The sequence below is a fragment of the Pseudoalteromonas sp. SG44-17 genome (assembly GCF_014164235.1).
Lineage (GTDB): Bacteria > Pseudomonadota > Gammaproteobacteria > Enterobacterales > Alteromonadaceae > Pseudoalteromonas > Pseudoalteromonas rhizosphaerae.
Window position 1 is genome coordinate 1 of record NZ_JACJEV010000020.1, and the last position, 25,893, is coordinate 25,893.

At 40.9% G+C, this 25,893-nt stretch carries 25 protein-coding genes, 8 tRNA genes and 1 pseudogene; 18 read left to right on the plus strand and 16 right to left on the minus strand.

The genetic code is table 11. From position 1 onward, the window contains the following. Positions 1 to 45 precede the first annotated feature (45 nt). The 14 genes from H5182_RS14120 to lolB form a co-directional block, all read right to left on the minus strand. Positions 46 to 120: transfer RNA gene (locus tag H5182_RS14120), tRNA-Gln, on the minus strand. 40 nt (positions 121 to 160) lie between these two features. Next, positions 161 to 245, minus strand: a tRNA-Leu gene (locus H5182_RS14125). Positions 246 to 329: 84 nt separating this feature from the next. Beyond that, positions 330 to 404 (minus strand) — tRNA-Gln (locus H5182_RS14130). A 40-nt stretch (positions 405 to 444) separates the two neighbouring features. Beyond that, positions 445 to 529: transfer RNA gene (locus H5182_RS14135), tRNA-Leu, on the minus strand. A 167-nt stretch (positions 530 to 696) separates the two neighbouring features. Continuing rightward, positions 697 to 773, minus strand: a tRNA-Met gene (locus H5182_RS14140). Positions 774 to 778: 5 nt separating this feature from the next. Continuing rightward, positions 779 to 853 (minus strand) — tRNA-Gln (locus H5182_RS14145). 38 nt (positions 854 to 891) lie between these two features. Then, positions 892 to 976, minus strand: a tRNA-Leu gene (locus tag H5182_RS14150). Positions 977 to 1,039: 63 nt separating this feature from the next. After that, a tRNA-Met gene (locus H5182_RS14155) sits at positions 1,040 to 1,116 on the minus strand. Between the two features lie 279 nt (positions 1,117 to 1,395). Then, complete coding sequence (ychF, locus tag H5182_RS14160) at positions 1,396 to 2,487, minus strand: redox-regulated ATPase YchF (RefSeq protein ID WP_145240629.1); 1,092 nt, start codon at positions 2,485 to 2,487, stop codon at positions 1,396 to 1,398. 34 nt (positions 2,488 to 2,521) lie between these two features. Beyond that, complete coding sequence (pth, locus tag H5182_RS14165) at positions 2,522 to 3,106, minus strand: aminoacyl-tRNA hydrolase (protein ID WP_145240631.1); 585 nt, start codon at positions 3,104 to 3,106, stop codon at positions 2,522 to 2,524. A 17-nt stretch (positions 3,107 to 3,123) separates the two neighbouring features. Next, positions 3,124 to 3,729 carry a 50S ribosomal protein L25/general stress protein Ctc gene (locus tag H5182_RS14170; RefSeq protein ID WP_145240633.1) on the minus strand — a complete coding sequence of 202 codons (606 nt, stop codon included), beginning with the start codon at positions 3,727 to 3,729 and terminating at the stop codon, positions 3,124 to 3,126. A gap of 160 nt (positions 3,730 to 3,889) precedes the next feature. Further along, positions 3,890 to 4,837 (minus strand): ribose-phosphate pyrophosphokinase, encoded by a 948-nt coding sequence (locus H5182_RS14175; RefSeq protein ID WP_145240635.1) that lies wholly within the window; start codon positions 4,835 to 4,837, stop codon positions 3,890 to 3,892. Positions 4,838 to 4,937: 100 nt separating this feature from the next. After that, complete coding sequence (gene ispE / locus H5182_RS14180; RefSeq protein WP_257325560.1) at positions 4,938 to 5,795, minus strand: 4-(cytidine 5'-diphospho)-2-C-methyl-D-erythritol kinase; 858 nt, start codon at positions 5,793 to 5,795, stop codon at positions 4,938 to 4,940. A 1-nt stretch (position 5,796) separates the two neighbouring features. Next, on the minus strand, positions 5,797 to 6,384 hold the full coding sequence (gene lolB / locus H5182_RS14185; RefSeq protein WP_149980714.1) for a lipoprotein insertase outer membrane protein LolB: 588 nt from the start codon (positions 6,382 to 6,384) through the stop codon (positions 5,797 to 5,799). A gap of 83 nt (positions 6,385 to 6,467) precedes the next feature. On the opposite strand from lolB, the gene hemA reads away from it, so the two are divergent. The 13 genes from hemA (at position 6,468) to H5182_RS14250 (ending at position 18,530) form a co-directional block, all read left to right on the plus strand. Further along, a complete protein-coding gene (gene hemA, locus H5182_RS14190; protein ID WP_182719176.1) occupies positions 6,468 to 7,724 on the plus strand; it encodes a glutamyl-tRNA reductase in 1,257 nt (418 codons plus the stop codon). Positions 7,725 to 7,731: 7 nt separating this feature from the next. Next, the gene (prfA, locus tag H5182_RS14195) at positions 7,732 to 8,817 is read left to right on the plus strand and encodes a peptide chain release factor 1 (protein ID WP_145240641.1); all 1,086 of its coding nucleotides are present in this window, start codon (positions 7,732 to 7,734) and stop codon (positions 8,815 to 8,817) included. 2 nt (positions 8,818 to 8,819) lie between these two features. Further along, entirely contained in the window at positions 8,820 to 9,662 is an 843-nt protein-coding gene (gene prmC / locus H5182_RS14200) for a peptide chain release factor N(5)-glutamine methyltransferase (RefSeq protein WP_182760195.1), read from the plus strand. A gap of 49 nt (positions 9,663 to 9,711) precedes the next feature. Further along, the gene (locus H5182_RS14205; RefSeq protein WP_182732428.1) at positions 9,712 to 11,253 is read left to right on the plus strand and encodes a response regulator; all 1,542 of its coding nucleotides are present in this window, start codon (positions 9,712 to 9,714) and stop codon (positions 11,251 to 11,253) included. A 111-nt stretch (positions 11,254 to 11,364) separates the two neighbouring features. Beyond that, positions 11,365 to 11,739, plus strand: a complete 375-nt coding sequence (locus tag H5182_RS14210) for a SirB2 family protein (RefSeq protein WP_145240645.1) — start codon at positions 11,365 to 11,367, stop codon at positions 11,737 to 11,739. A gap of 124 nt (positions 11,740 to 11,863) precedes the next feature. After that, a complete protein-coding gene (locus H5182_RS14215; RefSeq protein ID WP_145240647.1) occupies positions 11,864 to 12,691 on the plus strand; it encodes a tetratricopeptide repeat protein in 828 nt (275 codons plus the stop codon). Positions 12,692 to 12,707: 16 nt separating this feature from the next. Continuing rightward, entirely contained in the window at positions 12,708 to 13,961 is a 1,254-nt protein-coding gene (locus tag H5182_RS14220; RefSeq protein ID WP_145240649.1) for a DUF819 domain-containing protein, read from the plus strand. Between the two features lie 9 nt (positions 13,962 to 13,970). Further along, positions 13,971 to 14,825, plus strand: a complete 855-nt coding sequence (kdsA, locus tag H5182_RS14225) for a 3-deoxy-8-phosphooctulonate synthase (protein ID WP_145240651.1) — start codon at positions 13,971 to 13,973, stop codon at positions 14,823 to 14,825. Positions 14,826 to 14,944: 119 nt separating this feature from the next. Beyond that, positions 14,945 to 15,841, plus strand: coding sequence for a transcriptional regulator GcvA (locus tag H5182_RS14230; RefSeq protein WP_145240653.1), 897 nt, complete (start codon positions 14,945 to 14,947; stop codon positions 15,839 to 15,841). Position 15,842: 1 nt separating this feature from the next. Further along, positions 15,843 to 16,481 (plus strand): alpha/beta family hydrolase, encoded by a 639-nt coding sequence (locus tag H5182_RS14235; RefSeq protein WP_182732427.1) that lies wholly within the window; start codon positions 15,843 to 15,845, stop codon positions 16,479 to 16,481. 25 nt (positions 16,482 to 16,506) lie between these two features. After that, positions 16,507 to 16,875: a DUF423 domain-containing protein gene (locus H5182_RS14240; RefSeq protein WP_179959144.1), complete on the plus strand. Its 369-nt coding sequence runs from the start codon at positions 16,507 to 16,509 to the stop codon at positions 16,873 to 16,875. 38 nt (positions 16,876 to 16,913) lie between these two features. Next, positions 16,914 to 17,999, plus strand: a complete 1,086-nt coding sequence (gene rlmM, locus H5182_RS14245; RefSeq protein ID WP_145240657.1) for a 23S rRNA (cytidine(2498)-2'-O)-methyltransferase RlmM — start codon at positions 16,914 to 16,916, stop codon at positions 17,997 to 17,999. Positions 18,000 to 18,176: 177 nt separating this feature from the next. Next, positions 18,177 to 18,530 (plus strand): YkgJ family cysteine cluster protein, encoded by a 354-nt coding sequence (locus tag H5182_RS14250; RefSeq protein ID WP_145240659.1) that lies wholly within the window; start codon positions 18,177 to 18,179, stop codon positions 18,528 to 18,530. A 58-nt stretch (positions 18,531 to 18,588) separates the two neighbouring features. On the opposite strand, the gene cysZ is transcribed toward H5182_RS14250, so the two are convergent. Next, positions 18,589 to 19,299: a sulfate transporter CysZ gene (cysZ, locus tag H5182_RS14255; RefSeq protein WP_220493073.1), complete on the minus strand. Its 711-nt coding sequence runs from the start codon at positions 19,297 to 19,299 to the stop codon at positions 18,589 to 18,591. 246 nt (positions 19,300 to 19,545) lie between these two features. On the opposite strand from cysZ, the gene H5182_RS14260 reads away from it, so the two are divergent. Both H5182_RS14260 and H5182_RS14265 read left to right on the plus strand, forming a co-directional pair. Next, positions 19,546 to 19,809, plus strand: a complete 264-nt coding sequence (locus tag H5182_RS14260; RefSeq protein ID WP_257325566.1) for a hypothetical protein — start codon at positions 19,546 to 19,548, stop codon at positions 19,807 to 19,809. A 99-nt stretch (positions 19,810 to 19,908) separates the two neighbouring features. Continuing rightward, positions 19,909 to 20,523: pseudogene (locus H5182_RS14265) on the plus strand (sulfotransferase); the annotation flags it as partial. A gap of 11 nt (positions 20,524 to 20,534) precedes the next feature. Here the strand turns inward: H5182_RS14265 and H5182_RS14270 are convergent. Beyond that, positions 20,535 to 21,914, minus strand: coding sequence for a hypothetical protein (locus tag H5182_RS14270; RefSeq protein WP_182760197.1), 1,380 nt, complete (start codon positions 21,912 to 21,914; stop codon positions 20,535 to 20,537). 298 nt (positions 21,915 to 22,212) lie between these two features. On the opposite strand from H5182_RS14270, the gene H5182_RS14275 reads away from it, so the two are divergent. The 3 genes from H5182_RS14275 (at position 22,213) to speB (ending at position 25,870) form a co-directional block, all read left to right on the plus strand. After that, complete coding sequence (locus tag H5182_RS14275) at positions 22,213 to 22,674, plus strand: N-acetyltransferase (protein ID WP_145240665.1); 462 nt, start codon at positions 22,213 to 22,215, stop codon at positions 22,672 to 22,674. 357 nt (positions 22,675 to 23,031) lie between these two features. After that, complete coding sequence (gene speA, locus H5182_RS14280; RefSeq protein ID WP_145240667.1) at positions 23,032 to 24,945, plus strand: biosynthetic arginine decarboxylase; 1,914 nt, start codon at positions 23,032 to 23,034, stop codon at positions 24,943 to 24,945. Position 24,946: 1 nt separating this feature from the next. Then, positions 24,947 to 25,870: an agmatinase gene (gene speB, locus H5182_RS14285; RefSeq protein WP_145240669.1), complete on the plus strand. Its 924-nt coding sequence runs from the start codon at positions 24,947 to 24,949 to the stop codon at positions 25,868 to 25,870. Positions 25,871 to 25,893: the final 23 nt, after the last annotated feature.

The window sequence follows — 25,893 nt, forward strand, 5'->3', positions numbered from 1 at the left end:
CGTAGCTAGAGTTATTCTTTAACAACATTCTTTGGTAGAAGAAGTTGGCTGGGATACCAGGATTTGAACCTGGGAATGCCAGGATCAAAACCTGGTGCCTTACCGCTTGGCGATATCCCAACAAAGAAACAGTTGATAGTTTTAATTCTTATCAAGAACATGGTGCGGAAGGAGAGACTTGAACTCTCACATCCTAAGATACTGGAACCTAAATCCAGCGCGTCTACCAATTCCGCCACTCCCGCATAGTCCGTATAATTATATACGTTTTTGCTGTTTATACTCGTAGCTAGAGTTATTCTTTAACAACATTCTTTGGTAGAAGAAGTTGGCTGGGATACCAGGATTTGAACCTGGGAATGCCAGGATCAAAACCTGGTGCCTTACCGCTTGGCGATATCCCAACAAAAAATCAATTGATAGTTTTAGTTCTTATCAAGAACATGGTGCGGAAGGAGAGACTTGAACTCTCACATCCTAAGATACTGGAACCTAAATCCAGCGCGTCTACCAATTCCGCCACTCCCGCATCGAACATACAGGTAACAATGTATTAGAACCTAAATCCAGCGCCTAATTCAAGACAACTGTTAATTCCGCTACTCCTGCATACTTTGTGTAATAAAACACTAGGTAGTTATTTTAAACTCTTTATTGAGTGTAGTTTATACTCCTACAGAGCCATTTCAAAAGAAATGGTGGCTAAGACGGGATTTGAACCTGTGACCCCATCATTATGAGTGATGTGCTCTAACCAGCTGAGCTACTTAGCCATTGTTGGCTGGGATACCAGGATTTGAACCTGGGAATGCCAGGATCAAAACCTGGTGCCTTACCGCTTGGCGATATCCCAACAATAACAATTGATAATTTTAATTCTTATCAAGAACATGGTGCGGAAGGAGAGACTTGAACTCTCACATCCTAAGATACTGGAACCTAAATCCAGCGCGTCTACCAATTCCGCCACTCCCGCATACGTTGTGTAATAAAACACTAGGTAGTTATTTTAAACTCTTCATTGAGCAACAAAAAATAATGGTGGCTAAGACGGGATTTGAACCTGTGACCCCATCATTATGAGTGATGTGCTCTAACCAGCTGAGCTACTTAGCCATCTTTTTTTGTTAGCACTTCATCGCTGAGTGCGGGGCGTATTATGCTGATATGACCCAAATCCGTCAACACCTTTTTTGCAAAAAAACACGTATCTTGGTTTGTTTGCGGGAAAAATAGGCTAACAGGCTAAATTTTAATAAAAATGGTGTTTTTTTAACTGCTTTATTGTGACTTATTCACAACAGCTGATATTTAATGATAGTGCAAAAATAAAAAAGGCTCGTAAAAACGAGCCTTTAAAAATCACTAAAGGTGATAGGTCACACTGGGATGGTGTTAAACATTGAACAAGAAGTTCATTACATCGCCATCTTTAACTATGTATTCTTTGCCTTCTTGGCGCATCTTACCTGCTTCTTTTGCACCACTTTCACCTTTATAGGCGATGTAGTCATCAAAAGCGATGGTCTGTGCGCGGATAAAGCCACGCTCAAAGTCAGTGTGGATTTTACCTGCAGCTTGTGGCGCAGTTGCACCTACTGGGATTGTCCATGCACGTACTTCTTTTACACCTGCAGTAAAGTAGGTTTGTAAATGAAGTAACTCATAACCACCACGGATCACTAGATTCAAACCTGGCTCATCCAGACCAAGATCGGCCATAAACTCAAGTTTATCTTCTTCATCTAGTTCCGAAAGCTCAGATTCAATCGCGGCACATACAGGCACAACAACAGCATCTTCAGCAGCAGCAATTTCGCGTACACGGTCAAGATATGGGTTATTTTCAAAACCATCTTCAGCTACGTTAGCAATGTACATAGTTGGTTTGATTGTTAAGAAGTTAACAGAGCTAATAGCCGCTTTTTCTTCTTTAGTTAATGCTAAAGAACGTAAAGTTAAGCCTTCATCAAGGTGTACTTTTACTTTTTCAAGTACGGCATTTTGTTCTTTTGCGTCTTTATCGCCACCTTTGGCTTTTTTCGCGTTACGGAAAAGGGCTTTTTCAGCGCTATCCATATCAGCAAGTACTAACTCGGTGTTGATCACATCAATATCATCAGCAGGATCAATGGTACCTGCAACGTGAATGATGTTGTCATCTTCAAAGCAGCGCACTACGTGGCCAATTGCATCGGTTTCACGAATGTTAGCTAAAAACTGGTTACCAAGACCTTCCCCTTTCGATGCGCCTTTTACAAGACCCGCAATATCCACAAATTCCATACTCGTTGTAAGAATACGTTGTGGTTTTACAATCTTTGCAAGTTCGTCTAGACGAGGATCTGGCACCGGTACCACGCCCGTATTTGGCTCGATGGTACAAAAAGGAAAGTTAGCGGCTTCAATACCCGCTTTGGTTAATGCATTGAAAAGTGTTGATTTACCAACATTAGGCAAACCGACGATGCCACATTTGAAACCCATAGTTAAGATACCTTGTTTAGATCCGCTTAACCAATTATGGCTTAAACGAATGTAGTCTGTTTTGTGCTTTTAACACACCGTCTTTTGCAAGTATTTCCATACAACGAACTGCTTCATCTACTGCGGCATCCATTTTCTCTTGGTCTTCTTTGGCTGCTTTTCCAAGCACCCATCCGGTCACCATTTCACGGTGTCCTGGATGACCTATGCCAACGCGCAAACGCATGAAATCTTTTTGATTTGCCATCTTTGCAATAATGTCTTTTAAACCATTATGGCCACCGTGTCCGCCACCTTTTTTTAATTTGGCAACACCGGGTTCTAAATCCATTTCGTCATGGGCAACTAGGATGCTCTCAACAGGAATTTTGAAAAAGTTGGCTAAACTACCGACAGCTTTACCACTTAAATTCATATAAGTAGTAGGGATCAGTAATTTGAATTCTTGACCTTGGATGATCACTTTGCCGGTAAGGCCGTGATACTTAGGATCGTGTTTTAGCGTACAGTTGTAGCGTGCAGCGAGTTGCTCGATGAACCAAGCACCTGCATTGTGGCGTGTGTTTGCGTATTCGGGGCCTGGATTAGCCAGGCCCACAAGCATTTGAATAGAATTCAAGGTGCAAACCTTAAAATTTATTCTGCAGCTTCGTCTTCAACTGGCGCAGCTTTGTTAGCTTTGATAGTTACGATAGACTGGTCGTGATCAGCACCTTTCGCTAAATCAACAGATGAAACACCTGCTGGAAGTTTAACGTCAGAGATGTGTATTGAGTCACCAGCAACTAGGCCAGCTACGTCAACTTCTACGAATTCAGGAAGTGACTTAGGAAGACACGTGATTTCGATTTCTGTTAATTGGTGAACTACAGTGTTACCCGCTTTAGTTACCGCTTCTTCACCGATGAAGTGAACTGGTACTTTAGTGTTAAGTTTGTGGGTAGCATCTACACGTTGGAAATCAAGGTGAGTGATTTTAGGCTTGAACGGGTGACGTTGGATATCTTTAAGGATAGCTTCAACTTTTTCACCAGCGATATCAAGAGTAAGGATGTGAGTGTAAAAACCTTCACTTTCTTGTGCTTTGATAATATCTTTGTGTTCAAAAGTAAGTGATGCAGCTTCTTTGTCAGCACCGTAAAGGATCGCAGGGATTTTATCTTCACGACGTAGGCGGCGGCTCGCACCTGTACCCGTAGCTGTGCGTAATTCTGCATTAAATGTATATGTTTCGTTAGACATGATGTCTCCAATAATTAAATAGTGTAGGGCCTTTGCGACCAAGGTCCCTAGCCAAAAGGCGCGCTATCATACCACCGCGACTAATTAAAAGAAACACGATACATAAAAAAAGCGCCAACGAGGCGCTTTATTACATCAGGATATTTTAACTAAACCAAGTTTAGTGTTCGAACATCGCTGAAATAGATTCTTCATTGCTGATACGGCGAATTGTTTCAGCTAGCATGTCTGCAAGTGTTAACACTTTAATTTTATCAATTGCTTTTAATTCAGCAGACAGTGGAATTGAGTCAGTTACAATCACTTCATCAATTACTGAGTTACGAATGTTTTCTAATGCTTGGCCAGAAAGTACAGGGTGAGTAGCGTAAGCGAATACTCGCTTAGCACCGTGTTCTTTAAGTGCTTCAGCTGCTTTACATAAGGTACCGCCAGTATCGATCATATCATCAACGATGATACAGTCACGGCCTTCAACGTCACCAATAATGTGCATTACTTGAGAAACATTCGCTTGTGGGCGACGCTTATCAATAATGGCAAGATCGGTATCGTTTAATAACTTAGCAATAGCACGGGCACGAACTACACCGCCGATATCAGGTGATACAACAACAACATCATCAAATTGACGCTCTTTCATATCTTCAAGTAGCACTGGGCTACCGAACACATTATCAACTGGTACATCAAAGAAGCCTTGGATTTGCTCAGCGTGTAAATCAACCGTTAGAACTCGGTCAACACCTACACTTGATAAGAAATCGGCAACAACTTTTGCTGTGATTGGTACGCGAGCAGAGCGCACGCGGCGATCTTGACGTGCATAACCAAAATAAGGAATGACGGCTGTTATACGACCTGCAGATGCACGACGTAAGGCATCAACCATTACAATAAGCTCCATCAAGTTATCGTTAGTAGGGGCACAGGTTGATTGCACAATAAAAACATCCGAGCCACGAACATTTTCATTAATTTGAACACTGATCTCACCGTCGCTAAAACGGCCAACAACAGCATCGCCAACTTCAATATATAAACGTTTTGCAACTTTTTGAGCTAACTCAGGTGTTGCGTTACCAGCGAAGAGCTTCATGTCAGGCACGGTAGGGTTCCTCAGGCACTGAATTTTTGGACTAATAAGCGATAAAAAAAGTATAGCTTATTAACTTAAACTTTATTTACTTGTACGTTACTTCATTGCTTCAATGTATAGCGTCCAACTGCGTATGAGCAGGAGAGATATTAACGCTGCTGGCAATAAAACCGTCCCAGTTATGGGGGAGATTTTCAAGAACATGTTGCGCTTCTTTTTGCGTGGCAAATTCAACAAAACAGCATGAACCTGTGCCAGTCATCTTCGACGGAGCGTATTTTAGCAACCACTGGAGGGTCTTTTCAACCTCAGGGCAGAGCTTTTTAACTAAAGGCTCGCAATCGTTGGCTAATGTTTGTTGCTGCCAGTGGCCTTTTAGCTTCGGTGTATTGCGTTTTAAATCTGGGTGAGTAAAAATTTTCGCGGTGCTGACATGTTCACTTGGATGCACTACACAATACCATTTTGACGGCAGCTCTACATTCACTAACTTCTCGCCAATGCCTTGAGCTAGGGCGCTTTTGCCGTTAATGAACACCGGCACATCTGCGCCTAACTGCACGCCAAGCGCTGCTAATTCAGATAGTGATAACTGGCATTGCCATAATTTATTAAGCGCTAAAAGTGTGCTGGCCGCATCTGAAGAACCACCACCAACGCCGCCTCCCATGGGTAATATTTTAGTTAAATTTATTTTTGCGCCAAAAAGGGAATTTGTGTGTTTTTGTAATAAAACGGCCGCTTTATAGATTAAATTATCTTTTAGGGGGATATCGGTGGTGTCACCAGTGACTTCAATTTCAGTTGTTTCAGTCAAAGTAAATGTGAGTTGATCGCCATAATTTAAAAAAGTAAATAAGGTTTCCAGTTCATGATAGCCATCTTCACGACGGCCATTAATGTGTAAAAATAAATTGAGTTTGGCAGGAGCCAATAACGAAAATGAAGTCATAGTGTGCGTAGTCATGTTAGTTAAAGTGCCACTCGTAAAGTTGAATTTTTATTTTAATATCTTGGTGTTTTAACGTGAGCTTTTTAGGTAACCAAAATCCGGCGTATTGTTGGTAATCAGCATAGCTTATTTGCCATTGATCGCCATCGGGTGCGTGCCAAGTTACATTTTTTGCTCGGCCTAGTTCATCAACTTGCAAACTTGGATCGTCAACAGTGCCTTTTAACCAATTATCGGCGCTGTCCATCGGTATATTAAAACCAGTGAGCCTAGCAAGCAGGCGCGATGCATTAATGTCATGGTAAATGTGATCATCGTATTCAAGTTCAGCGCCGTTAGTATTTTGTGTTAATGCTAAAACACGGGTACCGATAAAACTCGTTAAAATAAGTTGGTTTAACTGTTCTTGTTGTTGCCAATTTAAGTTTGCTGATTGGCGTTCATCTGGACTAATAAAAGCCAGTTTTCCTTCAACTTGCCAATTGGTTTGTTGTGATAATTGCGACTTCCAATCGTCATAAAGAGCTGTTTGAGGGCTAATTTGCTGCGCACAACCACTTAAAAATAAAAAAAATATGAGTAAAATCAAATATAGTCGAATCAAATGTCGTTCCTTACTTTCCATATTCCGCTGATTTTTGGTAAAATTATCGTCTTTCGAGCACGGCTTAGCAATATTTGGCACATATGACCATAGTAGCACTTGGTATTAATCATAAAACCGCATCTGTAGAATTACGCGAAAAGGTTGCCTTTTCGCCTGAGCAATTGTCAGAAGCATTACAGCAACTGAGCGATCACGATCAGTTTAATGAAGCGGTTATTGTGTCCACATGTAACCGAACAGAAATCTATTGTAGCCTCGCTCAGCAAAATTCCCAAATACTGTTGCAATGGTTAGCTAGTTTCCACGGTTTGGATGAATACGAACTGAGCAGTAATGTATATTGTCATCAAGATAATGATGCTATCAATCATTTAATGCGTGTGTCATGTGGCCTAGATTCTCTGGTGCTAGGTGAACCGCAAATTCTTGGTCAAATAAAGCAAGCTTATAATAGCGCCAAAAATCACAATTCGGTGAGTGTGGTATTTGACCGGTTATTTCAAAAAACCTTTTCGGTAGCAAAACAAGTAAGAACGGAAACCGATATAGGCGCCAGTGCGGTGTCTGTTGCTTATGCTGCGGTTAATTTAGCTAAACATATATATGGCAAGTTAGATAAAACCAAAGTGCTATTAATTGGTGCCGGGGAAACAATTGAGCTGGTAGCGAAACATCTATATCAAAATGAACCACAACAGATCACCGTGGCGAATCGCACCATAGAGCGTGCACGCCTACTGGCAGAAGATGTTAATGCCGACGTTATTGCGTTAGCGCAGTTACCTGAACGCTTACATCAGGCGGATATAGTGATCAGTTCGACAGCAAGTACTTTGCCAATTATTGGTAAAGGGGTAGTTGAACAAGCGCTAAAACAACGCCGTAATAAGCCAATGTTATTTATTGATATTGCAGTACCGCGCGATATTGAAAGCCAAGTTGGTGAATTAGATGCGGCCTATTTGTATTCGGTTGATGACTTACAGGCAATAGTAAGCGAAAATATCGCTTCAAGAGAACAAGCCGCCGATGAAGCGCAAGTGATTATTACCCAGCGCTGTGCGGAATTTGTGATGTGGATGCGTTCACTCGACTCTGTCGATCTGATCCGTTCTTATCGCCAAGATGTACACGATATTAAGTCTGAGCTGGTTGATAAGGCAATAAGCCAATTAAATACCGGTAAAGACGCAGAAAAAATTATTTTAGAGCTGGCCAACAAGTTAACCAACCGCCTAATGCACGCGCCTACCCGTGCAATTCAAGATGCGGCTAAAAAAGGTGAAGTTGCTCAGTTAAGCCAATTAAAGAAAATGTTAGGTATTGATCAGGAATAGCAGTTACATGAAAGAGTCCGTTTATCGTAAGTTAGAAACCTTAGTAGAGCGTTATGAAGAAGTGCAAGCGCTGCTAAGTGATCCGTCAGTTATTAGCGACCAAAATCGTTTTCGTGCGCTTTCAAAAGAATATTCTGAGTTGGAAGAAATTGTTAAAGCATTTTTAGGCTATCAGCAAACACAAGATGATGTTGCTACAGCAGAAGAAATGCTAAAGGATTCGGATCCTGATATGCGTGAGATGGCGCAAGAAGAATACAAAGAAGCCAAAGCGCAAATCCTTGCTATCGAAGATCAAATACAAGTGTTGATGCTACCAAAAGATCCGCGCGACAATAATAATGTGTTTTTAGAAGTACGTGCCGGCACGGGAGGCGATGAAGCGGCCATTTTTGCTGGTGATTTATTCCGTATGTATACCCGTTATGCTGAAACTAAAAAATGGAAAGTAGAGATTGTGAGCACCAATGAAGGTGAGCACGGTGGTTACAAAGAAGTCATTGCTAACATTAGTGGTGAAGGCGTGTATGGGCAATTGAAGTTTGAATCTGGTGCTCACAGGGTACAACGTGTGCCAGAAACTGAATCGCAAGGACGAGTACATACCTCTGCGTGTACTGTTGCGGTAATGGCTGAAGTGCCAGAAGCTGAAGCGATTCAAATTAATACCGCTGATATTAAAGTTGATACGTTCCGTGCCTCAGGTGCCGGTGGTCAGCACGTTAATAAAACTGACTCGGCAATTCGTATTACCCACTTACCAACAGGTGTAGTGGTTGAGTGTCAAGATGAACGTTCACAGCATAAAAATCGCGCGAAAGCGATGTCAGTGCTTGCTGCACGTTTACAACAAGCGGAAGATGAAAAACGCCACGCGGCTGAAGCATCAGAGCGTCGTAACTTAGTCGGTAGCGGTGACCGTTCGGAACGTATTCGTACTTATAACTATCCGCAAGGACGTATTACAGATCACCGTATCAATCTCACTTTATACCGTTTAAATGAGGTAGTTGCCGGCGACTTAGGTTGTGTGATTGAGCCGCTAATGCAAGAGCATCAGGCTGATTTACTAGCCGCTATGGGTGATGAGTAATCGTGACCGACACGATTGAAAGTGCTGTTTCGCGTGCTACTTTGCTGCTGCAAAGTAGCAGCGATAGTGCCAAATTAGACGCTCAAGTATTATTGCTCGACGTATTACAAAAACCACGTAGCTACTTATTTAGCTGGCCAGAACAAAAGTTAACACCGCAACAACAACAGCTATTCGAAAGTTATTGTCAACGTCGCTTAACAGGTGAGCCAGTGGCTCATATAACGGGCACGCGTGAATTTTGGAGTTTGCCACTGCAGGTTAATCCCACTACGCTGATCCCCCGTCCAGATACCGAAACACTGGTTGAATATACGCTCAGTTTACCTTTACCTGTGGCCGCTAAAGTGCTTGATTTAGGCACTGGGACTGGTGCAATTGCGCTTGCACTTGCCAGCGAAATGCCACTTTGGCAAATCACAGGGGTTGATAGGGTTACTGATGCTGTAGCGCTTGCGAATACAAATAAGCAGCGGTTAGGCTTTATTAATGTAGACTTTGTGCAAAGTGATTGGTTTAGCCAAGTTACAGCACAAAAGTTTGATCTAATAGTTAGTAATCCGCCGTATATCGAATATGATAATATTCACTTAAATCAAGGTGACGTACGTTTTGAACCACTTTCTGCGTTAGTTGCCGATGATGACGGTATGGCTGATATCAAGTATATTATTACTCAAGCACGCAATTTTTTAACGTCAAATGGTTACCTTGTTATTGAGCATGGATATCAACAAAGTACTAAAGTGCATAGTTTTTTTGCACAAATGGCGTATACAAATATACTTACAGTTAAAGATTTAGCAAATAACGATCGTGTAACGCTCGCACAGTGGCCGGGATAACTATAACAATTACAGTGCGAGAGCAAAATAAACGCTTTGAGGACTCAGTATGATGGATGATTTTTTGTTTTCGGATGAACCACAAGAAGTAGAAAGTGATGTAGTTAAGGGGACATGGAAAGTCATCATTGTTGATGATGAGCCTGAGGTTCATGCCGTCACGAAACTGGCATTAAGTGATTTTGAGTTTCAAGACAAGCGTTTAGAGTTTATTAGTGCATACTCAGGGGCTGAGGCTAAAGTACAAATAGATAATAATCCCGATGCTGCAATAGTACTGCTTGATGTGGTGATGGAAACCGACGATGCAGGCTTGAAAGTCGCGCAATATATTCGTGAAGTCGCTAAAAATAATCATATCCGTATTATCCTTCGTACTGGTCAACCCGGCCAAGCGCCAGAGCGCCAAGTTATTGTTAATTACGATATCAATGACTACAAATCAAAAACAGAACTTACCGCACAAAAACTATTTACTGTAGTGATGTCGAGCTTACGTTCTTATCGCGATATTTTATCGATTGAACAATCTCGTCAAGGTCTTGAAAAAATCATTAAAGCATCTCGAGATATTTTTTCAGCGCACTCACTTGATCACTTTATTGAAGGGGTGATGCAACAATTAACATCGTTGCTCGGCACCGTTGATCAAGCAATGTACGCCACCAGTTTAGTGGCAGGTAATCCACAAGATAATCAGCATAAATTAGTGGTATTTTCTGGGCGAGGCGATTTTGAACGCAGCGAAGGTAAAGCAATTGAAGAGGTCTTGAATACCGAGCAGCTATCAGCATGTAAGCAAGCATTTAGAGATAAAAACATTGTCTATAAAGACAATTATTTGTTTGCATACTGTTGCAGCGAACATAATCATAATTCAATGCTTTTTATATCCGGTATTCCACACGACTTATCGGATACACAGCGCCATTTGATTGAAATATTTTCGCAAAATGTACAGTTAGCGTATGAGAATGTGCAATTACAATCCGAGGTCGAAGCTACTCAGCAAGAGTTAGTGCTTCGTTTAAGTGAAGCTCTGGAGCAGCGTTCAACCGAAACAGGTAATCATGTTAAGCGGGTTTCGCATATATGTAATACTTTAGCACTGGCGTATGGTTTATCGAAACGTGAGGCTGACTTAGTTCGTTTAGCGTCGCCACTTCATGATGTTGGTAAGGTCGGTATTCCTGACGCTATTTTAAATAAGCCGGGTAAATTGACCTCCGAAGAGTGGGAAATCATGAAAACGCACACTCAAAAAGGTTACCTTATCTTACAAGGCTCTCGTCGAGAAATCGTTAATGCGGGTGCTCAAATTGCACGTGATCACCATGAAAAATGGGATGGTTCAGGTTACCCACAAGGAAGGCAAGGACAAGACATTCATATCTTTGGCCGTATAGTGGCGCTTGCAGATGTGTACGATGCGCTGCGCCATAAACGTTGTTACAAAGAAGCGTGGACGCTTGATGATGTCGTTAATGAAATCAATCAGCAAAAAGGCAAACATTTTGAGCCTAAACTGGTCGATGCATTTAACGACAACCTAGCGGAGCTTGAAGAAATTTTAACCCGTTTTCCAGATTAAAAAATAATACCCAGTGCATTGAACTGGTGAGTTATTTAACGCATTAGAATGAGTATGTTTAATAACATTGGTACAATTTCTTTTTTAACATTAATGAGTAGTTAGGGGCATATGGATTATTTAGCAGTCAAACACACACACATGGCAATTGCAGTTTTAAGCATTGTTCTATTTTATGTACGTTCATTTTCTCGCCTCGGCAGTGGTGCAATCGCTAAAAATAAATTGGTATTTATTGGTAGTCACGCAACCGATACGTTTTTACTTATTTCAGCTTTCGCGCTGATGGCAATTGCAAAAATTAATCCACTAGAACAAACCTGGCTGCTTGAAAAGATTATTCTTGTAGTGGCGTACATTGTACTGGGTATTATTGCCAGTAAACAGCAAAAAACCAGTATAAAAATTGTGTTTTTAGTTGTTACGACTGCGGTCATTGCCTTCATTGGTAAGCTGGCGGTTGCCAAAACAGCGTTTATTTTGTAACTAAACGTGTTCAAAGGCTGCACTAAACAGTCTTTGAACGTTAATCTAGCGCGCTACGTTGGTATCTGTGTAAAAAAATAGGTAAACTAGTCATTCATTTTCTATTAAAGATGTTGCCGTATTAATGACCACCCCTTGGTTTGAAGATCAAAATGAATCCTATCAAGATGAGGCTTTTGACACATTCGTTCCCCAAGCGTTGTATCGTTGTATAAGCGCTGAAGCGAAGTGGGATCCTCAAGCTGATTTAAGTGATAGCTTTGCCACACTGAGCGACTTTGAAAATCAAGTCACCGAACTATGCCAACAATACCCTGATATTCACGAACGGTTTGATGCGTTGGTTGACATGTTTTTTACTCAGTGGTTATTTAGCGTATCCAGTTTAAAAGTCCCAGAATACACCTTAAATAGTTTTAGCTATATGCTGAGTATGCGCAGTGGTTCTGAAACAACACTGGGTATTTTATTATGCCATTTGCTGAACCATGCAGGTTTTGATGCAAATGTAACGATTAATAATAGTGAAATAAATGTCCATGTTGCTATTAGCGATGAGGAAGGTTATTTACTTGAGCCGAGTTCAGGTCAACAAAGTTGGTATATTATTCCTGAAAACGCCAGTGAAGAAAATGGTGATGAGCAAGAGCCGCTTGAGCTCATTTTTGACGAAGAAGTGTATAAGCTTTATCTAGCACAACAAAAGTGGGCCTTTATTAGCAGTAATAAATTTGGTCATGCTTTGAGCTGTGTTGAGATGCTGATGGAGCTAATAGGCGATGATCCGTACGAAAGACGCGACAGAGGCTATTTACTTAACCAGCTTGATTGTCCGAAAATGGCACGTGACGACTTACAATTTTTTATCGATGAGTGTCCAGATGATCCTGCAATTGATATTATTCAGCATCAACTTGAAGAACTCGAAGATAATCACAAAACTCACCATTAACTTTTAAGGAATTTACATGGCTGACGCCCATACTGCCCTGATCACCAATGACGCGGTTGTCTTTGGTTTATTAGCAGTAATATTAGGCTTTATTTTTAAAACATCGAACAGTCAAAATAGCGCACTGAAAAAGTTTTACAAATATGTCCCAGCATTATTACTGTGCTATTTTTTACCTTCACTATTGAATACTTTTGGCATTGTTGATGGTCATTCATCTAATGTGTACTTTGTAGCATCACGTTACTTGCTTCCGGCGTGCTTAATTTTACTGACCATTAGTATTGATTTACGTGCCATTATTAATCTTGGTCCGAAAGCATTAATTATGTTTTTAACCGGTACTGCGGGTATTGTGATCGGCGGCCCGTTGGCCATTTTGATCATGAGCGCAGTGTATCCAGAAGCAGTCGGTGGTCATGGCCCTGATGCAGTATGGCGTGGCATGACCACGATTGCTGGAAGCTGGATTGGTGGTGGTGCAAACCAAGCATCGATGAAAGAAATGTTTGAAGTTGGCGGAGATATATTCTCAGCAATGGTTACGGTAGATGTGATTGTCGCTAATTTATGGATGGCAGTATTACTGTTAATGGCTGCCAACCATAAAGCCATTGATGCGAAAACAGGCGCGGATACTAGCGCGATTGAAGAGTTAAAAAATCGCGTTGAAAAATACCAAGCCGAGCACGCACGTCTGCCAACACTCAATGATTATATGCTGATCATTGCAATTGCATTTGGTATTACCGGTCTTGCGCATTTTTGTGCAGACTTTTTAGGACCTTACTTTGGCGCTAATTTTCCATGGGCACAAGAATATAGCTTAAACAGCAAGTTCTTTTGGTTAATTGTTATTTCGACGACCATAGGTATTGCATTGTCGTTTACTAAAGTACGTCATATTGAAGCCTTTGGCGCATCTAAAGTAGCCTCCAGCTTTTTGTATATTTTAGTGGCATCAATTGGCCTTCATATGAATATTACGGCTATATTTGAATCGCCTATGTATTTCGTCATTGGCTTAATTTGGATGCTTACCCACGCCAGTTTAATGTTAATTGTGGCAAAAATAATTAAAGCGCCGCTATTTTATATGGCCGTTGGCTCACAAGCGAATGTGGGCGGTGCGGCATCGGCACCTGTGGTTGCTTCGGCATTTCACCCATCGCTTGCGCCAGTTGGGGTATTATTAGCCGTTCTGGGCTATGGCGTAGGCACGTATATGGCATATATTTGTGGTTTAATGATGCAAGCAGTTGCACCTTAAGGAATAAAAATGAACAACCATTTAATTAAAATTAATGATATTGAACTGGCAAACGAAAAACCGTTTGTATTGTTCGGTGGCATGAATGTACTTGAGTCTCGTGATTTAGCAATGCGTATCGCCGAGCATTATGTAGAAGTGACCACTAAGCTTAATATTCCTTATGTGTTTAAAGCGTCATTTGATAAAGCAAACCGTTCATCAATTAATTCATACCGTGGTCCTGGCATGGAAGAAGGCTTAAGGATTTTTGAAGAAATTAAAAAAACGTTTAATGTTCCTTTGATCACTGACGTCCATGAGCCGCATCAAGCAGCGCCTGTGGCAGAAGTGGTTGATGTGATCCAATTACCAGCATTTTTGGCGCGCCAAACAGATTTAGTGGTCGCAATGGCGAAAACGGGCGCAATTATTAATGTTAAAAAGCCACAATTTTTAGCCCCGCACGAAATGCGCCACATCATTACTAAATTTAATGAAGCGGGTAATAACAATGTTGTATTGTGCGAGCGTGGCTCAAGCTTTGGTTATAATAACTTAGTCGTTGATATGCTGGGTATGGATGACATGAAACCAATGGCTCCGGTTATTTTTGATGCCACTCATGCTTTACAACGTCCAGGTGGGCGCAGTGATTCTGCCGATGGTCGTCGTGCACAAGCGGCAGAACTTGCTCGCAGCGGCATGGCATTAGGGTTAGCGGGTTTATTTATTGAAGCGCATCCTAATCCTAATGAAGCTAAATGTGATGGCCCATGTGCACTTGCATTAAGTAAGTTGGAAGGCTATTTAAGTCAAATGAAAGCCGTGGATGATTTAGTTAAAAGCTTTGGCCCATTGGATACCAGCGCCAGCGACTTGTAATCGCAAAGCGTGATAAGAAAAGCGACGAAAGTCGCTTTTTTTATGTCTTGAATATACACTTCCTTGGCATGTGTATATAATCTTATCCATAAGAAAAACTAATTCTAAGTTTGATCACTATGTCTCGACGTGTTCCGCCACTAAACGCATTAAAAGCATTTGAAGCTGCTGCTCGCCATTTGAGTTTTACTAAAGCGGCTGAAGAGTTATACGTCACACAGGCGGCGGTAAGTCATCAAATAAAAACTTTAGAAGAGCATCTTGGCTTAAAACTATTTTTGCGAAAAAACCGTTCTTTATTACTCACCGAAGAAGGCCAAGGTTACTTTTTAGATATTAAAGAAATATTTACTCAGCTAATTGATGCTACCGAAAAGCTATTAGCCCGTGGTGCAAAAGGCTCATTAACCGTGAGTTTAACGCCCAGCTTTGCTATTCAATGGTTAGTGCCACGCTTGAGCTTATTTAACGAACTGCACCCTGAGATAGATGTACGAATAAAAGCCCAAGATCAAGACGAAAACTCACTCACCGATGATGTTGATGTGGCTATTTATTATGGCCGTGGTCATTGGAGTGGCGTGCAAACGCATAAACTGCATACCGAATACTTAGTACCTTTGTGTAGCCCCATGCTATTAACAGGGCCAAAGCCGCTGGATCAGCCAAGTGATTTGGCAAACCATACTTTATTACACGATACCACCCGTAAGAACTGGAAAACGTGGATGAAAACCGCCGGTGTACGTAATGTGCAAGTAAACCAAGGACCAATATTCAGTCACTCATCAATGGTGCTGCAAGCAGCTGTGCATGGTCAAGGGGTTGCTATTGGTAACAGTGTGCTTGCTAAACCTGATATTGATGCAGGACGTTTAGTTATTCCGTTTAACCACAGTTTAGAAAGTAAAAATGCGTACTATTTAGTAAGTCGTGAAACGCAATCTGAATTAGGAAAAATAGTATCGTTTAAGCAGTGGATGCTGAGTTTAGTCGAACAAGAGCAAGAGTATTAATATGACTATCGAATGGATTAAAAGTGACCAACAACCCGCTTTGGCACAATTTATTTTTGCCCATGGTGCTGGAGCCGCTAGTGATTCAGAATTTATGCAGAAAATGGCAAGCTTGCTGGCAGAGCAAGGTATTGATGTTGGCTTATTTGACTTTGAATATATGCAAATAGCCAAGCAAACCAATAAGCGTCGCCCGCCAGATCGTGCGCCTAAATTACTGCAATACTTTGAGCATATATTAACCTTTGTACAGCCAAGCTTACCGTTATTTATTGGTGGCAAGTCAATGGGCGGGCGGATGGCATCAATGCTTGTCAGTGAAGAGCGAGTAACAATGCCAACAATTTCAGGCGTATTGGCATTTGGCTATCCATTTCATCCACCAGGCAAGGCTGATAAATTACGCATTGATCATTTTGGTAAAATACCATGCCCGTTTATGGTGCTCCAAGGCGAGCGCGATACATTTGGTACCCGTGACGAATTAACACAGCTACAACTGGATAAACGCCCAGAGTTTGTGTGGCTAGCTGATGGCGATCATTCCTTAAAACCACGCAAACGCAGTGGCTTTACAGAGTTAGGTAATGTGCAAACTGCCGCTGAGCACGCTGCTAGTTTTATTAAACAGCATATTTAAAGGCATCTTTAGCAGGAAAAAAATCATGATTAAACTATTTTTAATGACTGGCAGTTTATTTTGCATGCTATCAGTGGTGTTGGGCGCCTTTGCGGCTCATGGTTTAAAAAGCCGTGTTTCTGAATATGCTATTGGCGTATTTAAAACTGCGGCAGAGTATCAGATGGTGCATGGCCTTGCGTTAATTGCGATTGCCATTTTAATAAAATGGGGAATTAATCTCACATCGGCTGGTTGGTTTATTATTGCTGGTATTTTGTTGTTTAGTGGCAGTTTATATTTATTAGCAATCACCGGTTATAAGTGGCTTGGCCCCATCACACCCGTTGGTGGTTTATGTTTTATTATTGGTTGGACTATTTTATTAGTGCAAGTAGCACGGTTTAAATTTTAATAGAGAATATCGCTCAAAAGAGCAATTAAAGGGTTTTTATGTCAAGTGTAGTGATTTACTGCCGTAGTGGTTTTGAAAATGATGCCGCTGCAGAAATAACATTTCATGCCGCAGAGCAAGGTTTTGCTGGGTATGTAAAAGCAAAGCCAAATACCGGCTATGTTATTTACGAATGTTTTGAAGCGCAGCATAGTGATGAAATCATCAAAAAGGTTGATTTCAAAAATATGGTATTTGCCCGTCAGTGGTTTGCCGGCACTTTACTTGAAAACATGCCCGTCGAAGACCGTGTTGGCGAAATCGTAAAAGCAGCGGTCGATTTTCCACTTTGCTCAGAGCTACGAGTAGAAACACCCGATACCAATGAAGGCAAGGAGCTGTTAACTTTCTGCAAAAAAATCTCTACCCCACTTAAAAAGGCTTTAGAGAAACAAAACACCGTGTTACGCGAACCTAAAGCCAATCGCCCCGTAATGCACATCATGTTTTTAACTAATAACACCGCGTTTGTTGGTCATTCATATAGTTATAATAATTCCCCATTTTTTATGGGAATATTACGACTAAGAATGCCAAGTGATGCACCGAGTCGCTCGACCTTAAAACTGGATGAAGCGTTTAATGTGTTTATTGCGGAAAAAGATCGTGAAGCGCGAGTTCAAGCCGGTATGCGCAGTGTTGACTTAGGTGCCTGCCCAGGTGGTTGGACGTATCAACTAGTGCGCCGCGGTATGTTTGTTAGCGCCATTGATAACGGCCCAATGAATGATGATTTAATGCAAACAGGTCAAGTTAAGCACTTTCGTGTTGATGGTTTTAAATACCGCCCTGAGAAAAGAAATATTACTTGGTTAGTATGCGATATGGTAGAAAAACCAACCAAAGTAACCAGTCTTATGATTGATTGGGCGGTCAACGCATACGCGAAAGAACTTATCTTTAACTTAAAGCTGCCAATGAAAAAGCGCTTTGACAGTGTTTATGAGTGCTTAACGATGATCAAAGAAGAGCTTAATAAATACGGTATAAGCTATGAATTACAAGCTAAGCATCTTTATCACGATAGGGAAGAAGTAACTGTTCATTTGAACGTCACGAAAGTGCCACAAAGTCTATATAGTTAATAAGCTTGTAAAGTTTAGATATATAAAAGCACAGCATTAGCTGTGCTTTTTACGTTATGGCGTAAGTCTACACTAACATAGCATTGCAAGTTACTGCACATAACGCGTAATATAGGGGTTATGGAGAATTAGTTAAGTTGCGGCATGAATGCACAGCATAATAAAAGGTAAATATAAATGTACAAAAACCAAAAAGTAATCTTGCGATTACGCGCTAACATTCCATCGTTTGAATGTGTTGAAGGTTGTCATGATTGCTGCGGTCCAGTGACAACATCATCTGAAGAAATGTCGCGATTACCGGTAAAAAGCGATGCAGAGCACGAAGCGGCATTAAATGAATTTAATTGTGTACACTTAGGTCCAAAGGGATGCACTGTATATGATGAACGGCCATTAATTTGTCGTTTGTTTGGCACAACTCCAAGGATGCCATGCCCAAATGATCGCGCTCCAGAGCAGCCAGTTGATCCTAAAATTGAGCGCGAAGTGCATCATTTCATTGCTAATACACGGCAAGTTTTAGTGTAAATAGTGCTGCAAATAGGGGACTTAATAATGGCTTATATTGTCGTCCCCTCTGAGCGTTTTATTCGCGGTAGTTAGGGCGGTATTGATCAACCCACAAGCGAGTTGCGCCGCACACAGCGACAGGCATAACAATTAAATTCACGATAGGAATGGCTGTAAGCAACAATACGGCTAAGCCGAATCCATACGAGAGAGTTTGTTTTTGTTTTAAGTCTTCTTTCATTTCTTTAAAGCAAATTTTGTGATTATCAAACGGATAATCTTTGTATTGCACGGCATACATCCAACAGGTAAACATCACCCATAACACTTGGCCGATAACAGGTAATATCCATAGTAAGATAAAAAAGCCAATGGCACGTGGTAGGTAATAGCACAACTTGGTCCACTCACGGCCAAGCATTCGTGGCACATCTTTCACAATCTCCGCTAAGCCATCATCATTAATTTTTTGACCGGTTAAATACAGCTCTACTTTTTCACTGAGTAAGCCATTAAAGGGCGCGGCAATGAAATTAGTGATCACCGAAAACAGCATACTGTAGCTAAATAAAATCACTAATACTGCAATAGGCCACATCAGCCACTCCAGCCAACTTAACCACGTTGGTAATAGATCATTTAAATAAGCAAACCCATCGGTAAGCCAGCCATATAAAAAGAATAATGAGCTACCAAAAAGCACGATATTGATTAATAAAGGAATAAATACAAATCGCTTCAAGCCTTTTTGGGTAATTAATTTGAAGCCCGAAAAAAAATATTCCATACCTTGTGTAAACTGCACGCTAAAACCTCTGATCATATTGACATTGCCCTCAGTATAAATTGCTCAGATATTTTGAACAGTATTTTTGCGTAACAAAGTGTTTAATATTTGAAGCTTTTCAAGAGAAGTGCGACAGTTAAGGAGGTTAATTGAGGATTAAGAACAACAGTTAGCAATGATGTATTAACTAATTGAATCAGAATAATGACTCAGCTATGCTCGCCTTGTAAGTAAAACATTCAGGAAATGTCATTTTCTGATTTTAATGCATTTATAAAAGAGGGTATTTTGGAATCATTTAACATTACTCGTATAGATACCGAGTTTGGGATTTTTCGTATTTCAGGTTTATGGGATACTTTAAATGTTAATGCACTAACTATAATATCAATTGAAATTATGGGCACAGATGGTTGGGTACTATTAAATCAAACATACGATGCAGTTACTAAATTAATAATAGACCTCATTCCCATCCTACAATTATATTTATTTAGTAAAGACGAATGAAATTGTATTTTATGGATGAATAGTCTGTATCAATGTCTGAATCCTAACACGCTTGGTATATACTAGCGGCCTTTTAAAAATGAGTAACGTTGGATGTCTAAGATTTTTATTATCGGTCTACCTCGAACCGGCACCACGAGCATCAGTGTTGCGTTGTTAGAAATGGGTTTGTTGGTTGCGCATACCGCCTTTACTAAAAAAGCGTTTGAAATGGCTGATGCTATATCTGACGCACCGTGTTTTAGTGACTATATGCATTTAGATGGGTTATTTCCTGGTGCTAAGTTTATTTATTTAAACCGAGACCTAAAAGCATGGTTGCCATCCATCACGATGCTGCTTGAAAAAATGGCGCCACATCTTGATCTTAAAACAGGGCACTTTAGTCCGGTTCTAAAGCGCAGCTTTCATCAAACGTTTCCCTCTATTTACCCGTTGAGTGAGCGCGAGTTAGCCGATTGTTATACTAAACATCAACACGCAGTGTTTCATTATTTCAAAGGCCGTGATGATTTTTTATCTCTTGATGTCAGCGAACCTGGCGGCCTGTTGAAGCTAAAACAGTTTTTGGGAATGTCGCCTGAGGGCGATACTGACTTTGCGAAATTAAATGTTGGCCGTAATGTGGCAAACTGGCGTGAGTATAAACACCCTAATAAGGTGAATGCCAACTTAGCCGGAGCAGAGCATCGCAAGTTCTTTGACTACAGTTGATTGATTTAGAATTAGTCAGTTTTGGGCTCTTTACTATCAGCTGAACTGTGAATATTACCACTACTAAAAAAACTAAGCTTGGCGATTAAATCAGGAACTAGTCGCTCGCTATTATAATCATAAATTTTATTCATTTGTTTTACGTGAAATGCATCTTCTATCCGAGCAATATTATTTATTGCCCATGCCTCAACCGAATCTGAGCGAGTAAACTGCTCTGGCATTTTTTCCTTATCATCAAGTAGTGTTTGCCATAATTCGTTTTGGATCTGTGCTGGACTCCCTGTGAATTGCTCTAGCGCATCGTTTATCCAGCCCATGCCAATGTCGTTATAGGCGTTTAAGATATTGCTATAAAGCTCACGTCTATTAGAGTCAGAGCTAATATTGTCTTGTTGTGCAACAAACTTACCATTATCCATTTGGTAATACTGCTTATTGGCTTGATAATTAGTTTGCAGTGCAAGGTAACTAAATAAGTTAGGTTCACGGTCTTTATCAACTTCATTGAACATTGCCAATACATCATCCGTTTGATGGTTTTTAACTAAGCTAATCATGTCGATAATACCACTGCTTTGTGTAAGCGTACTGTCAGATAAGTGGTCATTTAACTGCATAAGTTGATCTTCGCTGAGGTTTTTTTCTATTAATAAATTGGTGTAGTCATTTGCCAATACATATTTTGCACTGTTAGCCTTATAGTTTGATTTAAACCAGTTTATGGTTTCAGGCATACTGATCATTTCGACTCTTTCATTACCATGCTCATTTTCACCTAATGGTGACACCGGCTTCTTATAATCATTCCCTTGTTGTAATAATTTATCCATTGTTGCGAGGGTACTGCTCAAGGCATCATCTGACAGTTTGCTTAAAGATGAAATTAACTGTGCACTGCTGTTGTTGTTTTCTGTGCCAAAGTGATAACTAGATGTTGTAACAACAAATTGACTAAATACAGCAAGCTCTTCATCACTCATTTTTTGCACCAAATCAAGTAGTTCTTGTGTTGGTTTTAGGTGTTGGAACATAAATTTATGTTCACCTTCAAGCCGGTCTACTTGATCTAAAAAAGCATTTATATCATCGGGATCTGTAAAGTCACCATAGCGATAGGTCGGCTCTTTAATCGGTTCACCTATGTTAATGGTGGTGCTAGAGGTGACTCTATAACGGTTCATACCAATGTAAGAAGAGGGGGTGTAATCTTGATTAAGTTTGCGGCCTTTGAATGGATCATAAAGGGGCGTACTTGCTGCGTCTTCGAGCGTTGAAAGGAGGTCTTGTGGTTCGACAAGAGAAGCTGCGGCTTTAAACTCCGTGGCGCGATTGGCCGACACCGTTTGCAAAGCTATTTGCTGCGCTTGACCAAGATTGGGGAGTTTCATTGTTATTCCTTTAACGTTAACTTAGCTATTTATCGACGCAGGGCGTTAAAGCTTTAGTCGTTAATTTATTTTTTAACCCGTATTTTTATAAAAGTCGCTAACGTTTAACACCACAGCAAACTATTATCTTGACGTGTTTGCTACTTTTTAGAAAATAGCTAAATGCTGTTATTTTGACATACGACAAAGTCGTGACTAATAAGACAGCAAATAAATGAAAAATCCATAGTTCTGGGTTGTTCATTTGCAACAATTCGGTATAGTTTGTTATCAAACAATAAATATAATTAGAGCTTTTATGCAGTTAGTCGACTTAACCCCTGATGATCCGGATGTGATTAATGTTTTTTCTGATATCGATAGGCTTATAAATTCTCTGTACCCAGTAGCCACGGCGCAATCGCTGTCGGTGAGTGAGCTTGGTCAAGCTAATGTGTACGCCATTGGCTTAAAAAGCGAGGAGGGTATTGTTGCATGTGGTGCGATTGTCAGACAGTTCGACACAGTACCTTATGGTGAAATACGCCGTCTATATGTCAAACCAAGTCATCGTGGTAAAGGCTTGTCTCGGCGTATAATGCAAATTTTATTGCATCATGCTGGCGAAGAAGAGATCCCTTTGATCCGCTTAGAAACAGGCCCGAAACAGGCTGAATCGATTAGTCTGTATGAAAATTTAGGTTTTAAACGCTGTGCAAGTTTTGGTAATTATACCGATAATCCACATAGCTTGTTTATGGAGTTAGGGCTCAGTCAATAAGGCTGATTAGTGGCTAGAAACTGTCTACGCTTTGTGTTTTAGTTTTTGAGTACTTCATCGATTTAATCTCCTACACAACTACGGCTTATAAACGGATATAAGTCGTAAATGGCCTTGGTCAGCGCCACTTTTATCATTGAGAGTCACGTTTTCGGCTAACTTTTTTATATATATTCCCTTTTAAGCCTTCTATTTTTTATACTAAATACTCCAGTGCCCAACAAATAAAAGGGCCGTTGTTATCGACACTAAAACTCACTCGTTACGAGCAAAAATACTTGTTGGACTTGATAAGCTATTTTTCCTTTAATGCGCGCAACAGCCGCAAGGCATTCATCAAATAAAAGAGAAAGATAAATGAAAGAGACAACATCACTAGAACAAGCTCGCACGAGTTACAATGTTCGTCATTGGAGCCAAGGTTTTTTTGGTATTAATGATCAAGGTGATGTGTATGTTGCGCCCAAGGCTGATGCCCCAGAGCAAACCATCGCACTTATTGATATTGCAAAACAACTTGAAGATAAAGGCTTGAGTTTACCTGCGTTGGTTCGTTTTCCACAAATTTTGCATCACCGCGTGCACAGCTTATGTGCTGCATTTAATACTGCGATTGAAAGCTATGGTTATCCAAAAGATTACTTGCTTGTTTATCCAATTAAAGTAAACCAACAGCGTGAAGTGGTCGAAGAAATTGTTGCAAGCCAAGCGAACGTAGAAAAGAAACAACTCGGTTTAGAGGCGGGCAGTAAGCCTGAGCTATTAACAGTATTGGCATTAGCTGAAAAAACCAGTGCAGTGATTGTGTGTAATGGCTACAAAGACAAAGAATATGTGCGCTTAGCATTAATTGGCGAAAAGTTAGGCCATAAAGTGTACATCGTACTTGAGAAACTGTCTGAGCTGGACATGGTACTAAGCCAAGCTAAAGAGCTGAACGTAAAACCGCGTATTGGTATTCGCGTGCGCTTAGCGTCGCAGGGTAAAGGAAAATGGCAAGCTAGCGGCGGTGAAAAATCAAAATTTGGTTTATCCGCTTCACAAGTATTACATGTTGTTAATCGTTTAAAAGAGACTGATCAACTTGATTTAGTTCAGTTGGTGCATTTTCACTTAGGCTCGCAAATGGCGAATATTCGCGATGTGCGTTTAGGTGTTAGCGAAGCGGCGCGTTTTTATTGTGAACTACGCAAACTCGGTGCACAAATTGAATGTTTAGATGTCGGTGGCGGTTTAGCGGTTGATTACGACGGTACACGGAGCCAGTCTCACAACTCGATGAACTATAGCTTAGCTGAGTATGCAAATAATATTGTCTACACCATTGGTGATATTTGTAAGCAGTACGAGCAACCATTCCCGACTATTATTTCTGAGTCTGGGCGTGCATTAACAGCGCATCATGCAGTGCTTATCTCTAATGTGATTGGCACTGAAAGTTATGAGCCTGAAGAAATTCAAGCGCCAGCAGATGACGCGCCATTATTGCTCAATAACATGTGGCTGTCGTGGCAGCAACTTCATGTGCTGACAGACGACCGTGCATTAATAGAGATATATCATGATAGCCAAGGTGATTTAGCTGAAGCACATAACCAGTTTGCGATGGGATTATTAGATTTAACTCAACGCGCCTGGGCTGAGCAAATAAATTTACGTGTGTGTTATGAGCTTAATAAACACATGGATAACAAAAACCGTTTTCATCGCCCGATAATAGATGAACTTAATGCCCGTTTAGCGGATAAGTTTTTTGTTAATTTCTCATTGTTTCAGTCATTGCCTGATGCGTGGGGAATCGACCAAGTATTTCCGGTATTGCCATTAAGTGGCTTAACTGAGGCACCACAAAGACGCGCAGTATTGTTAGATATTACCTGTGACTCTGACGGTGCACTAGATCATTACGTTGATGGGCAAGGCATTGAGAGTACCTTACCAGTGCCGGCATTTAGTGCTGAAAAACCCTATTTAATGGGCTTTTTCTTAGTGGGGGCATACCAAGAAATTTTAGGTGACATGCATAACCTATTTGGCGACACCCACAGTGCAATGGTACACATGGATGAGCAAGGCGACGCAAGCATTGTAGAAATAAACCAAGGTGACACTGTAGCTGACATGATGCGCTATGTTCATCTTGATGTAGAAGGTTTTCAATCATCGTACGCACAGCTAGTGGCTGCAAAATTACCAGCAGATGAGCAGCAAAGTGTGCTTGATGAATTGCAAGCAGGTTTAGACGGTTATACTTATTTAGAAGAGCTTTAATATGACCACTTTGTTTGATCATCCAGATCACTCATTGTATTCCAATGGCATGACGTTCTTACGTCAGCCAATGGTACAAAATATTACTGACATCAATGCTGATGTTGTGGTGTTAGGTTTGCCATTTGATATGGCAACCTCAGGACGTCCAGGTGCGCGTTTAGGCCCTGATGCGATTCGTCGTGCATCAGTGCATTTAGCATGGGAAGAAACAAAATACCCATGGACGTTCAAATTGTTCGAACGCCTAAAACTGGCTGATGCTGGAGATTTTACTTACCCTGTCGGTGACGCTGAATACTTTACCGCTAAGCTTGAACAAGCTGCGACGGGTATTTTAAGCCAAGGTAAAGCAATTTTAGGTTTAGGGGGCGATCACTTTGTAACTTTACCGTTGTTACGTGCTCACGCTAAGCGCTTTGGTAAAATGGCGTTGGTGCATTTTGATGCCCATACTGATACTTATAGTAATGGCTCACGCTACGACCACGGGACCATGTTTTACCATGCGCCGATGGAAGGGCTGATTGATGTTGATCATAGTATCCAAATTGGTATTCGTACTGATTTTGATCAAAGCAAACACGAGTTTGCAGTGATTGATGCGATGGCCGCCAATGATTTATCGGCGCAAACGATTGCTGAGCAGATTAAAGCGAGAGTAGGTGATTTACCTGTGTATATCACTTTTGACATTGATTGCTTAGATCCGGCGTTTGCCCCTGGTACTGGAACACCGGTATGTGGTGGATTAACATCAGATAAAGTACTTAAGATATTACGTGCCCTTAAAGGCATTAATATGATTGGTATGGATGTTGTTGAAGTATCACCTTCGTACGACCAAAGTGAGCTTACTGCGATTGCTGCAGCCACTATTGCTAGTGAGCTACTGCATTTGTGGGCATTAAAGCATAAGTATTGATGTTATAAATAGAGTTTTACAAC